Annotated in this window: 14 protein-coding genes; 4 read left to right on the forward strand and 10 right to left on the reverse strand. The window is 52.8% G+C overall.

Going from position 1 to position 12,410, the window contains the following annotated elements; all coding sequences use genetic code 11:
- Positions 1–11: 11 nt before the first annotated feature.
- From ACI48J_RS13940 to ACI48J_RS13985, 10 genes are all read right to left on the reverse strand, one after another.
- Positions 12–272, reverse strand: coding sequence for an acyl carrier protein (locus ACI48J_RS13940; RefSeq protein ID WP_217557035.1), 261 nt, complete (start codon positions 270–272; stop codon positions 12–14).
- Between the two features lie 14 nt (positions 273–286).
- Positions 287–1,846 carry an amino acid adenylation domain-containing protein gene (locus tag ACI48J_RS13945; RefSeq protein WP_405078754.1) on the reverse strand — a complete coding sequence of 520 codons (1,560 nt, stop codon included), beginning with the start codon at positions 1,844–1,846 and terminating at the stop codon, positions 287–289.
- Between the two features lie 257 nt (positions 1,847–2,103).
- Entirely contained in the window at positions 2,104–2,724 is a 621-nt protein-coding gene (locus tag ACI48J_RS13950; RefSeq protein ID WP_405078755.1) for a helix-turn-helix transcriptional regulator, read from the reverse strand.
- 155 nt (positions 2,725–2,879) lie between these two features.
- Positions 2,880–3,731 carry a 2-oxo acid dehydrogenase subunit E2 gene (locus ACI48J_RS13955; RefSeq protein WP_326051719.1) on the reverse strand — a complete coding sequence of 284 codons (852 nt, stop codon included), beginning with the start codon at positions 3,729–3,731 and terminating at the stop codon, positions 2,880–2,882.
- A gap of 393 nt (positions 3,732–4,124) precedes the next feature.
- The gene (locus tag ACI48J_RS13960) at positions 4,125–4,658 is read right to left on the reverse strand and encodes a DoxX family membrane protein (RefSeq protein ID WP_405078757.1); all 534 of its coding nucleotides are present in this window, start codon (positions 4,656–4,658) and stop codon (positions 4,125–4,127) included.
- A 291-nt stretch (positions 4,659–4,949) separates the two neighbouring features.
- Positions 4,950–5,627 carry a DUF4166 domain-containing protein gene (locus ACI48J_RS13965; protein WP_405078758.1) on the reverse strand — a complete coding sequence of 226 codons (678 nt, stop codon included), beginning with the start codon at positions 5,625–5,627 and terminating at the stop codon, positions 4,950–4,952.
- 1 nt (position 5,628) lies between these two features.
- The gene (locus ACI48J_RS13970) at positions 5,629–6,555 is read right to left on the reverse strand and encodes a DoxX-like family protein (protein ID WP_405078759.1); all 927 of its coding nucleotides are present in this window, start codon (positions 6,553–6,555) and stop codon (positions 5,629–5,631) included.
- 31 nt (positions 6,556–6,586) lie between these two features.
- On the reverse strand, positions 6,587–7,042 hold the full coding sequence (locus tag ACI48J_RS13975; RefSeq protein ID WP_405078760.1) for a thiol-disulfide oxidoreductase DCC family protein: 456 nt from the start codon (positions 7,040–7,042) through the stop codon (positions 6,587–6,589).
- Between the two features lie 158 nt (positions 7,043–7,200).
- Positions 7,201–7,839: a response regulator gene (locus tag ACI48J_RS13980; RefSeq protein ID WP_405078762.1), complete on the reverse strand. Its 639-nt coding sequence runs from the start codon at positions 7,837–7,839 to the stop codon at positions 7,201–7,203.
- Entirely contained in the window at positions 7,826–9,175 is a 1,350-nt protein-coding gene (locus ACI48J_RS13985; protein WP_405078763.1) for an ATP-binding protein, read from the reverse strand. Before ACI48J_RS13985 ends, ACI48J_RS13980 begins: the two co-directional genes overlap by 14 nt.
- 222 nt (positions 9,176–9,397) lie before the next feature.
- On the opposite strand from ACI48J_RS13985, the gene ACI48J_RS13990 reads away from it, so the two are divergent.
- From ACI48J_RS13990 to ACI48J_RS14005, 4 genes are all read left to right on the forward strand, one after another.
- The gene (locus tag ACI48J_RS13990) at positions 9,398–9,835 is read left to right on the forward strand and encodes a GreA/GreB family elongation factor (RefSeq protein ID WP_326051726.1); all 438 of its coding nucleotides are present in this window, start codon (positions 9,398–9,400) and stop codon (positions 9,833–9,835) included.
- Positions 9,836–9,919: 84 nt separating this feature from the next.
- The gene (locus ACI48J_RS13995; RefSeq protein ID WP_405078764.1) at positions 9,920–10,792 is read left to right on the forward strand and encodes an S-layer homology domain-containing protein; all 873 of its coding nucleotides are present in this window, start codon (positions 9,920–9,922) and stop codon (positions 10,790–10,792) included.
- 175 nt (positions 10,793–10,967) lie between these two features.
- The gene (locus ACI48J_RS14000; protein WP_405078765.1) at positions 10,968–11,471 is read left to right on the forward strand and encodes a DUF2243 domain-containing protein; all 504 of its coding nucleotides are present in this window, start codon (positions 10,968–10,970) and stop codon (positions 11,469–11,471) included.
- Positions 11,468–12,277 carry a cytochrome c oxidase assembly protein gene (locus ACI48J_RS14005; protein WP_405078766.1) on the forward strand — a complete coding sequence of 270 codons (810 nt, stop codon included), beginning with the start codon at positions 11,468–11,470 and terminating at the stop codon, positions 12,275–12,277. Before ACI48J_RS14000 ends, ACI48J_RS14005 begins: the two co-directional genes overlap by 4 nt.
- Positions 12,278–12,410: the final 133 nt, after the last annotated feature.

Consider the following 12,410-nt stretch of genomic DNA (forward strand, 5'->3'; position numbering starts at 1 on the left):
GATCACCATCCTCAATTGGAGGAAACCAGATGATCTTGGAAGAAAGTTTCGTAAATCGATTTCAACGTATAAAACTTACGGATATCATAATCTTCGATCACGATTTCGCGTCCGACCTGTTCTTCCAGAAACACAATCATATCCACCATCGACAAGGAGTCGATATAACCGTGCTCCAGCAGATTGTCGTTCTCGTCGATCTGCAGGTCTTCCGCCTGATTCGTTTTTTGAATGTGCTCCACAAATTTCGCATACACGTCTTCTTTAGTCACAATCCATCATCTCCTTAACGGGTTAGGGTTGGAATCTGCATGCCTTTAAGCGCCTTCCGGTCGACTTTGCCGTTTGTGTTGAGAGGGAATTCTTTGAGGAAGCTGAAACGCGAAGGAATCATGTAAGACGGCAGCATTTCCGCGCAATAAGCCCGCAATTGCTGCTGTACGGTTTGGGTGTTTTCCTGATCTGTCAGGACCATAAAAGCGTGAAGCTCCGTTTTGTTCCCCTCGTGTACAATCAGGCATACGCCGTCGACCTTCGGATGTGAAAGAAGTCTTCTTTCCACCTCCTCCAATTCGACCCGGTAACCCATGATTTTGACCTGGTTATCGGTCCGGCTGACATAATAAAATTCGCCGTTCTCGTCCATGTACGCCAGGTCGCCGGTTTTGAACACTTTCTCTCCCGTGCAGGGCGTTTCCGGATGAGGGACCAGCCGGCTGCCCGTCAATTCTTCCTCCAGCCAGTAGCCTGAGAACAGACAAGCACCGCGCAGGTAAATTTCACCGGTGATTCCCGGCTCGCGAATGATATTGCCCGCTTCATCGACGAGCAGCATTTCGGTGTTGTGCATTCCCGAACCGACGGAGATCGCTTCCGTGTCAGGGAGCGGAAGGGGTAAATCCTTAAACGAACACGCAATGGATTCCGATTGCCCGAAACAGTTAATGATCCGCTTCAAGCCGAGCAGAGACTGGAGTTTGCGAAGATCACGCGCCGAGCAGTACTCGCCCCCGTAGAGGATCGTATGGAGATGAATGTCTTCTACAGGCTGACGCTCATGAACGAGGACATTTTTCCAGATGGAAGGAACGCCGCTCATCAAGTCCACCCGCTGCTGATGCAGGTGCTCCAGAAACCGTCTGGGCTGGAAAATGAGCGAACGGGGCACGATGACGAGGGTTCCTCCGGTGCCGAATGCCAGCCCCATATCCACCAGGCTGAAATCGAACTGCAGGGACGATACCGAACCGAACCGCGTGTTCTGCGGCAGAGCGCACTGGGCGTTCATCCCGTCGAAATAAGACACCACCGCCCGGTGCGTCATCATGATGCCTTTGGGCTGACCCGTCGTGCCCGAGGTAAAAATGAGATAAACGAGATTTGTATCCAGTAGTTTGGAATCGGTGGACAGAACGTCCGCGGCTTGGCTTGCTTCCGGCACAAGCAAATGACCTTCATCGAGGTAGGCCTGCCCTGCTTCCGCTTGCGGCGAAAGCTTCCGGGAGCGGCCTTTTTGAATATGCAGTCTGGCTCCCGTGCGCGTGAGGATGGATTCGAGCCGCTCCTGGGGAGTGTCCGGATTCAAAGGAATGAACACGAATCCCCGGATCGAGCACGCAATCATAACGGCAATCGCTTCCGCAGACGGGTCGAGTTCGAGCACGACCCGGTCTCCGGTACGCAGACCGGCAGTTTTCAGCCGTTCCGCATAATCACGGGATTTATCGGCCAGACGGGCGTACGTCCACTTCTCGGAATGGTGCACAATAGCTAAGGATTCCGGGGTTTTCTCGGCAAATTTCAAGAAATAATCATGCAGAAATTTAGGTTCGTCAGAGCGATACATACAGACCTCCACTTAGCGTCAAGTTCGTGTGCCTATTCATCAGCTGAACGAAGCGATGAGTTCTCGCATGGCTTTTTGCCGTTGTCCCGTCACATCCTTTGCGCATTTAGTCGGGGTATTCAGAGGGATTGCTGTCCTTAAATTATCACTACCCCTACCGAAATTAAAATGTGGTCACCCACATAAAAAATGTGGTTTTGTTCCCATCAAAAAAAGCTCCCGTCACCGGATTAAGCCCGGCGGGGAACCTTTTTTGCTCACTTCATTTGCATAATTTTCTTTACGGCGCCTCTTCGCGAAGACACTTCCAGCTTGTCGTAGATTTTGGTCAGCCGGCTCTCTACTGTCCGTATAGTCACGTTCAGTTCCTTGGCCATCTGAGCGTTGGTATAGTCGAGGGCAATCAGCTCCAGCGTCTGGATTTCCACTTCCGTGAATACCGACGAGATATGATTTAACAAATGGTAGAAAGAATACGGCAGGAAGAAATGCCCGTCCAGCGTGCACTCGATCACTTGAGCCACCTGTTCCGGTTTTGTATCCATATTCAAGATATTGTTGACTCCCGCTTCCATAAGCGTATGGAAAAACAGGACGTAATTGTATTCGGACAGGACGATGATCCGCAGATCCGCGTAAGTTTTTTTCATTTTCTTGATCCATAAAATATCACAATGCGGGGAATCGCTCATAAGCATAACGACAACGAACGGTTCGGGCAGCACGCTCAAGTGAGTAAAAGACGCCGATTTCATTCCCGTGTCGATTCCGGCAATCTGAAACTGATCGGACTGGCTGAGATAGTCCGCAATCGCGGGATTTTTCCCGGAACTGTTATCCACAATGAAGACATGAATTGGCTTGTATTTCTCTCTCATCGCACATTCTCCGTTTTTGATTCTTATTTTTAAACCGTCCATCCTCTTGTTCTGCATCCGTCTTAGGACATAGCGGATCAACTCCTTGTCTTATGGAGTATCGTGAACGGGTTGGCCCGGGAGAGTAGTGAGCATACGGATAGGAAGCCGGAGCCTCAATAAATTTGGTTCTCCGGGTGGAAAGCCTCCAGATTTTCCTTGACTCTCTGCAGGAATTGGCCGGTCACACGGCCTTCGAGGATCCGGTTATCGCTGGAGAGGCAGAGATTTGCCATGGATCGGACGGCAATCATCTCGTCGACGACCCGGGGCCTTTTTACAATCGATTCGATCGTCAGAATAGCTGCCTGGGGGTAATTGATAGTCGGAGAGGAAAGAATGGAACCGAATGCGCCGGTGTTGTTGATCGTGAACGTTCCGTCCTGCATATCGGCCAGAGCGAGGCGGCCCGTCCGTGCTTTCTGCGTAAGGCTTGCGATTTCCAGAGCGATCCCCGAGACGCTTTTCTGGTCCGCGAATTTGATAACGGGGGCAAGGACGGAATCTTCCGTCCCGATAAGCAGGGAAATGTGGACATTCCGCTTCATGATGATTTTATCGACGGCCCACACGGAGTTCATCGCCGGATAATCCTTGATGGCCGATACGACCGCTTGAATAAAAAAAGCCAGATAAGTTAAATTAACGCCTTCCCGGCGCATAAAGTCATCTTTAAGCTTCGTCCGGAGCTTTACCAGATCCGTTACATCCGTCTCAATCGACGTCAAGGCGTGGGGAATTTCCCGGACGCTTTGCAGCGTGCGCATGGCTATCGTATGACGGACAGGCGTGACTTTGATAAAATCTTCCGCCTCGCCGACTGTCTCCGCTTCCGTTTGACCAAACGGGGTAGGAGGATTGTCCGACAGATGGATGCCGGTGCTTCTAACGTGAACAGGCTTTTCTTTCGATTCCGTATGGCTTGTCTCGCCTTTCTCCATTTGCTCCCGCTCCTTTTCCAAACTCATAACCGGGACAGCCGCCTTTCTTTTTGTATAATCTGCATACCTATCCTTCCATTAATGGTTATGACTGCCTTTTATTGTTTAGAAATTGTACCCCACACGTTTACAGCCTGTCAATTGATTCGCAAGCATCCACAAAGTCTCCATACATCCGACAAAAACCGCCAAATCTCTCTCAATAAAAGAAAACATCTAGCTAGGCAGCGATTAAATTGGATGCAACTGGTAATTGTGAGAATATATGATACAATATAGGAATAAGTATTAAATAAGTCCTATTCTTGATTCAGGACGTACATTCTAAGGTGGGCCAACCCGATCCCGGACAGAAAAAAAGCCCTGCCGCTAAGGCAAGGCTAATAGACCCGTTTGTAAACTTGCTTAAAGCGTAGAGATTCAACCGTGTTCGAAAGCCGGCTTGTTATCCTTGTCGAAAACAACCGCTTTTCTCTTCCGGCCCGCCTTAGAAGCTAAATACGGAAGCAGATAATAATCAAGACCGAATCTTCCAGCGTTTGCCCCCGCGGCAGCCACGAAAAACCCGAGCAGGATCATCCACGGATTCGAGCTCACCGTTCCCGCAAACATATACATAAAGTTCATCAGCAATCCGAATGTGGCCGCTACGGCCGTCAGACCGCCGAGTATCAGCCCGAGACCGACCAGTAATTCGCCCCAGGGTACCAGGATGTTAAACCCTTTAACGCCCGGCAGCGCCACATTTTCCAGAAAAGCCTGGTAGGTCGGATACACAAGCTCATTAGTCGCCTTATCCATCACCGGCTTCGCGATGGCGCCCTTCATAAAACCGCTTGCATCGAAACCTCCCGTAAGCTTGCCCCATCCCGCACTTGCCCACTTCCACCCGACGTACAGACGAAGCAACAACAGCAAACCCGAAGCGTAAACATTTGTTCTTAACCAATTCATCAAAACGATCATCTCCTTTTGGTATGGCTCTGCATGAACATGTCAGAGCTGTGTTTTGGCGGAAATCTCCTTCCGATAAATCAAGACTGGATATAGATACCCTCCTTTCCATGTAATGGTAAAAGATGCCTTAATTGTACTTGATTTTTAAAACGCTATCAATTTATTTTTTGCCATTAAGTAATGGACTATTTTGACTCTTACATGGAATGTGAAGCACAAATCCCGCCAATTCAGGCTGAAATAAAAAAGCCCCCGTATTAGCCGGGGTTAAATTTAATGTAAGTGCCCTCACTCCCGAAGCTCTTCCCGCAAAGGTTTTACATGATCGGGAATATCGGTCACTCTGCATGGCACAAGCTGTGCCCGGAACGTTCCTCGATAGCCGAAGACCGGACCGAAGACGGGATTGCTCACATTTACGGAAATTTTATAAGCGTCTTCGGCGTCATCGAACCACTCGCATACTTCGGCCGTCCCCGTCAAGCCAGCGGGAAAAGGAAACTGGAGCCAGCCTTCATAAAACCGCTGGTCTCCCGAACGGATGCGGATACCGCCGTTGGGAGCCGCCGCAAGTTCAAGATCTACAGCGAGATGCTGCTTGTTCCCCAAGTAATCGACTATTTGCCGGCGCCGGCTGCTGTAGATCATCGTGGCGTCGAAATGCCGGACTCTGGACCTGAACGTGAAGTGCCGGTTCCAGGTTACCGTCTCCCGGCCGTAGCCGTCCCGGTAGGCGAAATTTTCGATAGTGAAAGGAATTTCGGTGCCGCTCTCCGGGAACATGATGTGCCGTGAGGCGCCGATCAGCAGCGGGAGGGCCGTCCACTTGCTGGCCCAGATGCGGTGCATCACGCCTTCGCCAACGGAAGCAACGCCGTCCCCGCTGCTGAAACCGAACCGCTCCCGGATGCGGGGATGCAGCCTGCCGAATTCCTCGCCTAGAGCCCGCTCGTATATAGATGCCATTTTAATTCCCTCCCTTGTGATTGCCGCGCGGCTTACGCAAACATCTTCCGGCTTGCGGCAATTCCCGCCTCGACCAGAACCCCAGCAGGCACAAGCCGGCCATCGCTCCGCTGAGGGTCAGCGGATTAAAGGGCGCCTGCAGCAGCTGGGGACTCCGGGCGAGAGCGATTGCGGGCAGCAGCAGCAGCGCCGCCGCCTGCACGATGTACGCGCCCGCCTGTCTGTGTGCCGCCGCCGCAAGCAGGCCGATGCCGATCTCGCCCGCCCCCAGCAGGGCGAGTACAGGCTTTTCGCCTCCGGGGAACCACCCGGCCGCCTGCAGGATGGCCAGCTCGCCTGACTCGGGGAAGAGCAGCTTCGGCACCAGCCCCTGGTACACCCACAACAGTGCGAGTAGTCCCGCACTGACATAGTGCATCAGGGCGCGCTGGATGCTGACCGAAGGCGGAATGCCTGTTTCCAGCCAGATGCGGAGCATGTCAAAGCTCCAAGCGGTCGCAAAGCCGAAAAGCGGGCGGAACAACAACCGGTCGAACCAGCGCCCCGCCGCTCCGAAGCGTGTATCGTACGTATAGCGCGTCGCAAACGTCACACCGCCGCCTTTAGGCGAATACTTCCAGTATCCGCTCCCGCTGCGGATCAGCGAGATCCGCTGGGGAGAGCCGAACTTCAAGCCCGACATGCGTTCCCCGGTCAGCAAATTCATTTTGGCTTTCGTTTCGCCCGTTCCCGCGATATTCATCCCAAAGCCGATTCTTGTCCGGTAATGAAACCGCTGCGGCTCTCTATCCACGCTTCGGGGCAGGTATGCGATCTCCGTAAAACGCAGATCCCACTGCTGATGCAGTTCCGGAGCCTGAGTCGCTTTCCACAGCGTTTCCATGTCCGTTTGAATGTCGAGTTCCACATAGATCGGTTTTGCCGCCATTGTTTTCTCCTCCTCCGCGTCGGGACGCTCTTCAGATTTCAGTCCCGTCCGTTTCCCGCCCTTCGTCAATAAATCTCTTCCGGATGTCCAAATCGGGGAGAAGGCAGTTCTCCCTCCGTCCGAACCACCGGTGACGGCCCCGCGCAATCCAATCGTAAACCCGGTCCCTTACCGAAACAGGCACGATTGCGGCCAGGCTCAGAACCGGCCAGAACCCCGGCATGCAGCGAAAGACGCGCAGAGCCGCCGCGGACTTCGTATATGCCCGGCCTCCCTGGATCAGCACGAACGTATCCGGGTCGCCGGCCGCCAGCCCCTGCGTCATCAAGAGATGTCTGCCTGCCGACGACTGGAAGGCGGCGAACCGAAAACGCAGCGAAGGGTCCCTGCGGATTACGAACCGGGTGATCCCGTGACACAAGATGCAGGATCCGTCGATCAAGAGGATGACGGAGTCCTTCCGGCAGGTCTTTTTTCGTCTCCCCATAATCCCGCTCCCCGGCAGCTGTTTTCTGTCTTCGCTGTCTTAACGCCAGTATAGGGCAGAATGGCGCTTTTGCTCAGTTCTAACTTATTTAGAACGCGGCAAAAAGAGGTTCTACAAATCATAGAACCTCTTACCTGCCGTTCCGTCGGTTAATGAGCTCAGTCCGACTGTTTATCCCGCGAAATCCCTCGTCGCCGCACTTTTTCCACGGCTTCCTTGCTGCTTTTGACTCCCAACTTTTTAAGCATTTTGTTCACCTGGTTTTTCAGCGTGCTTTCCGCCTTCACGAGCTTTTTCTCGATCTGGGACTGCGTGTAGCCTTCTTCGATCAAGTCGTATACTTCCCGTTCTGCGGCCGTCAGTTTCTTTAACTGTTCCTCCCTTTTCAACCGGGAAAATTCCCTCAGCAGAGCGTCCATGGCGGCGGGATGGCGATAGGCGCTGCGTATGGCGTGCGGCACTTCACGGAACCTCGTTTTTTCAATATAATTGACGGCCCCCGCGGTAAAAGCTTCCGTCATCACACGTTCGTCCGACATGGAAGTCAGCATAATGATTTTGACCGGGCAAAGTTCCAGTATTTCCACGGCCGTATAGATGCCGTCAAGTCCGCGGTCCGTCAGCTGAATGTCCATCAGAACTACGTCGAAATCAAGTGTCGCCGCCATACTGACCGCCTCGTTGGGATGAACGGCCGCGCCGACGACGAGAAGATCGTCTTCCTTATTTAAATAGGAAGTCATCGCTTTGATCCAATCCGGATCATCCTCCACCAGCAAGACTTTAATGAGTTCCATCGGGCTTCTCTCCGTTTAGTTGAACAATTTTGTTGCGAGGAAAATAAAGACGCACGCACGTTCCGGCTCCCGGTTTGCTGGAAATCTCCACCGAGCCTCCGGATTTCTGCATCACGTTATACACGTACGACAAACCGAGCCCGTAATTGGCCGCTTTTGTCTTAGTCGTATAAAACGGCTCAAATACGCGCGACAGCCGGTCGGAAGGAATACCGCCGCCCGTATCGGCGAAGCTCAGCACCGCGCCATGCCGGGCCGATGCCAGCGTCACGGTAAGCGTCCCGCCGTCCGGCATCGCTTCGGCCGCATTGCCGAGCAAATTGCCGATGACCTCTGTCAGATGCACGGGATCGAACCGGACAACCGGACGCCAGTCGAAGACGGTTTTGACCGTAATCCCCTGCCGTGCAAATAACTGTCCGTGCCGGCGGACAACTTCCATGGCCAGCTCGTCGAAAGGGACCGGCCGTTCCTTGAGCGCAATCTCCTTCGTCCGGTTATGAATGCGCCCTACCATATCGAGCATGTGATCGGAGGCGGCTGCGATAATCCGCAGATGTTCCTTCGCTTCCTCGCTCTTCTCGTCCGGGCTTTCCTGCAAATTCACCGTGCTGAGCGCTATTTTGCCCAGCTCGTTTTTGATCGAATGGTTGAGCAGCGTCGTACCGGATGTCACCGCCTGCATGGTCGTGTCGAGCGGATCCCTTTCAAAACGGAGCCGGATGCCCAATACGCCGTATACAAAAACGCAGAGCAGCGCCACCGCGAACGAATACATCATAAAGACGGAAACATAGCTGAAAAAATCGAATTCCGGCGAGAACACCCGCGCCACGTTAATAAACAGCAGTACGCCAAGCAGTGTGGGCACGATAATCAGCGTCGTGATGAGCCGGTTTCTTTTGCGGACGGGATTCCCTTCTCTACGGAGAGATAGGACGAGCAGCGAACAGGCGCCCAGATAATAAGGAGCCGTCCACAAAAGCAGCGGACCGTAATGGATGGCAAACGCATCCCGCGAGACCGTATAAATCAGCATGGCCGGAACGGGCAGAAGCAGCAGTCCTTTGGCCGCCCGCCGGGCCCGGGGCCTGTTTTCCAGCACGCCCGAGTACACGAGACTAAAGACAAGTACCCCGTAAGGCGTCAGGGTATGATTGATAAATTCCGCTGCGTGAGCGAGTTCCGTAAAGCCTTGCTGCCTGAGCAAGCCGTTCAAGCCGCCTATGGAAGCGCTGAAAAGAAAAAACGCCGCCCACCGGTTCGTCTCTTTATGAAGGTGCGGAATCAGAACAATTAGCGAGGCCAGCGAGAGAGCCAGAAAATAATAAAGCATACGATCACCTTTATGGAAGCAGTTATGTTTATCCTACCATATTGCTCCAAGGAAATCCGATCACGGATAGCTTTTACGGAAAATTCTGATAGTATAGAAGGAAGGGCTCCTACCGGGAGTCTTATTTTTACATAAGGAGGAACACCCCTATGACGACAAACTGGAAAGAAAGGCTGACCGGCATTGCCGGCGCGTATTTGGGGATGGAAGGAGGAATCTACTATGAACCATAGTCTGACGGGTTCCCGGCATCAGCTCATCAACCAGCTCGTCTATTTCGACGAGGAACTGCATCAGTTCCTGGAGCTCTATTTCCCCTCCCCGACGAAATCGCGAACCTATACCGAAGAGCGTCTTCAGGAGTATTCCGAAGCTCTCACCGATCTGATCAGCGAATTCAGCGAGGAACTTCTGCATTCCAAGGTGCTTATCGGCAGCAAGGTACAGATTCGCTACCTGGATGATAACCAGTCGGATACGTATTCGATCGTTTTCCCTTCCAAAACGGACCCTTCCAGCAACCGGATTTCTTTCTTATCCCCTATCGGAAGCCATCTCCTGCTGGGGACGCGGGAACAGACGTTTACGATCCAGACACCGTCCGGCGAATGCAGTGTGCGGATTGAAGATATCCGGTATATGAACGCTGGAGACGTTTAACCGATATACGATTCGTATCGACGGTTTGAAACAAGCAACCTTCTAGAAATTTTTTCCGTCAGTAAGGTTGAGGTGAACTAAACGATGAAAAATAAAAAGAACATGATTGCAGCGCTGACTCTAGGATGTTCCCTGCTGGCTGCTTCTTCCGCTTCTGCGTTTTCCGACGTTCAGGGAGCGGATGCCGCCGTTATCGCGTCCTTGCAGAGCAAAGGAGTGATTCAGGGCGTGTCGGAGGACGAATTTGCGCCTCAAGGCAAACTGACGTCCGTGCAGGGCGTACATTTGATCGTCAAGGCACTCCAGTTAAAGGCAGCGGACGGAGCTTTGCCTAACCCGAACGCACCCTGGTATGCCGAATCGCTTGAAATCGCCGCAAAAAACGGTCTTCCCGTCGGACTCGCGGCAGACCCGTCAGCCGAGCTGACCCGGGAACAGTTCGCACAACTTCTGTATAAGGGAATCCAGGCGACCGGGGATTATCCGCTGATCAAAATGTATATTCAGGTCGCGGACGAAGATCAGATGACCCCGTCGTATCAAGGCAGCATTCAGAACCTGCTGCTTATGAAGGTCGCCGCGCTCGACGATAAAAGCTTGTTCCATCCGCAGGACCGCATTACCCGGATCGAAGCGGCGGGCATGATCGCCAAAGCGATTGAATTTACCGACCGCCACAAGGAACAGACGGACAATCGAGAAGATCAGGAAGTAAGCTATACGATCGAAAAGATAAACGAGGATATCAACAAAATCGTACTCACCCGAAGAGAGCAGCCCAGTCCCGGATACGGAATTTCGATTACGAAAATCGAGATGAACGACAGCGGGCAGGCGAAAATCCACTACAAGCTGACTTCTCCGGAACCGGGTAAAATGTATCCTCAAGTCTTATGGACATCGAAAACGGAAACCTATCTTTCGAGCAAATATAAAGTGGAAATCCAAGCGAACTGACACACAGGCGCCGCCTCCGGTTACGGAGAGCGGCGTTTTTATTTTACCTGCATATGGCAGAAAGTCTTTGGGATGAAGTCCGGGCGGGGAAGACAGCTCTTCTGATTAAAACACTGTTAACAGGGTAAAAATGGAGGGAAAGGTCAGCGTCTATTTCGTTCGGGAGGTACTTCTCATGGCTGCACGGCACGAATCCGGTAATAACCGGGAACGGCGCATTGCCTATCTTGGCCGCAATTTAGGATCCGGATTTCTTTTCGGAGTCGGAATGGTCGCCTTCATAGATGAGACGGTTTTTCACCAGCTGCTTCATTGGCATCATTTCTATGACAAATCCACTTCGGATATCGGGCTGATTTCCGACGGTCTGTTTCATGCGTTCAGCTGGTTTGCGACAATCGGCGCTCTGTTCATGTTCGCCGACCTCCGCAGGCGGAATGTTTGGGTTAAAAAACGTTGGCTGGGCGGCTCGCTCCTCGGCAGCGGTATTTTTCAACTCTATGACGGGACGATCCAGCACAAACTTATGCGTCTCCACCAGATCCGCTACGTGGATGATGTGGCGGTGTACGATATCATTTGGAACTCGCTGGCTGTTGTCATGATCGTCGCGGGAAGCCTGCTTGCAGCCCGTGCCCGCAAGGAAGTGGAAACGGCAGAAGGAAGCGGCGCACAATGAGCGGTCATGTTCATCACGGCAGCGGAGCGTGGCCGGGCTGGCTCTCTCTCTTGCCTTTCCTGCTGGCGCTCCTGCTATATGTTTATACCGCGTTTAAAAGCGGGCGGAGCTACAAACCATGGCCGCTTCCCAGGTATTTGTATGCGTTTATGGGCGCCGCGAGTGCCGCCGCCGCTGTTGCCGGACCGCTGGCCGAACGGGCACGCACGGATTTTGCCGCGCATATGACCGGGCATCTTCTGCTCGGCATGCTAGCGCCGCTCTTATGGACTCTCGCGGCACCCGTGACGCTGCTTTTGAGAGCGTTGCCCGTGCGGGCGGCACGGTTCGTTGCGGGGGTGCTCAGGCACCGGGCATTCGGGCTGCTGAGCGACCCCCTCACGGCCTCGTTGCTTAACATCGGAGGACTGTATGTCCTGTACTTGACGAATGTATATTCTCTGATGCATCACAGTTTCATTTTACATCTGGTGATTCACGCTCATGTTTTCTTGGCGGGCTGTCTGTTTACGGCTTCCATGATTTCCATCGATCCGGCGCCGCACCGCAAAAGTTTTGTTTACCGGGCCGCCGTGCTTATCCTTGCTTTGGCCGCACATGGAATTTTGGCGAAATATTTGTACGCTCACCCGCCGGAAGGTGTTATAGCGGAGCAAGCGGAAATCGGATCCCTAATCATGTATTACGGTGGCGATGCGGTAGATATTGTGCTCATCACGTTATTTTGCCAGCAGTGGTACAAAGCGGCCCGTCCCCGCAATGCCGACGTACAAGGCAGCGGACGACAAAAAAGCCGGAGCTCTTAAAAGCTCGGGCTTTTTTTGCCGTTCACCTATGAATTCGATGCGAGCGGATAAACCCTCGGCTGCCCTATATGGCAAGGGTTACTTATACGGATTGAAAATAAATAACGCTTGAAAAACAAGAACATTTGTTCTA

The sequence above is a fragment of the Paenibacillus chitinolyticus genome, from assembly GCF_045038035.1.
Lineage (GTDB): Bacteria > Bacillota > Bacilli > Paenibacillales > NBRC-103111 > Paenibacillus_F > Paenibacillus_F chitinolyticus_A.

Excerpts from the sequence above, each read along its gene's own strand:
- ACI48J_RS13945 (WP_405078754.1), bottom strand. The coding sequence starts at position 1,846 with ATGTATCGCTCTGACGAACCTAAATTTCTGCATGATTATTTCTTGAAA.
- ACI48J_RS13950 (WP_405078755.1), bottom strand. The coding sequence starts at position 2,724 with ATGAGAGAGAAATACAAGCCAATTCATGTCTTCATTGTGGATAACAGT.
- ACI48J_RS13955 (WP_326051719.1), bottom strand. The coding sequence starts at position 3,731 with ATGAGTTTGGAAAAGGAGCGGGAGCAAATGGAGAAAGGCGAGACAAGC.
- ACI48J_RS13960 (WP_405078757.1), bottom strand. The coding sequence starts at position 4,658 with ATGAATTGGTTAAGAACAAATGTTTACGCTTCGGGTTTGCTGTTGTTG.
- ACI48J_RS13965 (WP_405078758.1), bottom strand. The coding sequence starts at position 5,627 with ATGGCATCTATATACGAGCGGGCTCTAGGCGAGGAATTCGGCAGGCTG.
- ACI48J_RS13970 (WP_405078759.1), bottom strand. The coding sequence starts at position 6,555 with ATGGCGGCAAAACCGATCTATGTGGAACTCGACATTCAAACGGACATG.
- ACI48J_RS13975 (WP_405078760.1), bottom strand. The coding sequence starts at position 7,042 with ATGGGGAGACGAAAAAAGACCTGCCGGAAGGACTCCGTCATCCTCTTG.
- ACI48J_RS13980 (WP_405078762.1), bottom strand. The coding sequence starts at position 7,839 with ATGGAACTCATTAAAGTCTTGCTGGTGGAGGATGATCCGGATTGGATC.
- ACI48J_RS13985 (WP_405078763.1), bottom strand. The coding sequence starts at position 9,175 with ATGCTTTATTATTTTCTGGCTCTCTCGCTGGCCTCGCTAATTGTTCTG.
- ACI48J_RS13990 (WP_326051726.1), top strand. The coding sequence starts at position 9,398 with ATGAACCATAGTCTGACGGGTTCCCGGCATCAGCTCATCAACCAGCTC.
- ACI48J_RS13995 (WP_405078764.1), top strand. The coding sequence starts at position 9,920 with ATGAAAAATAAAAAGAACATGATTGCAGCGCTGACTCTAGGATGTTCC.
- ACI48J_RS14000 (WP_405078765.1), top strand. The coding sequence starts at position 10,968 with ATGGCTGCACGGCACGAATCCGGTAATAACCGGGAACGGCGCATTGCC.
- ACI48J_RS14005 (WP_405078766.1), top strand. The coding sequence starts at position 11,468 with ATGAGCGGTCATGTTCATCACGGCAGCGGAGCGTGGCCGGGCTGGCTC.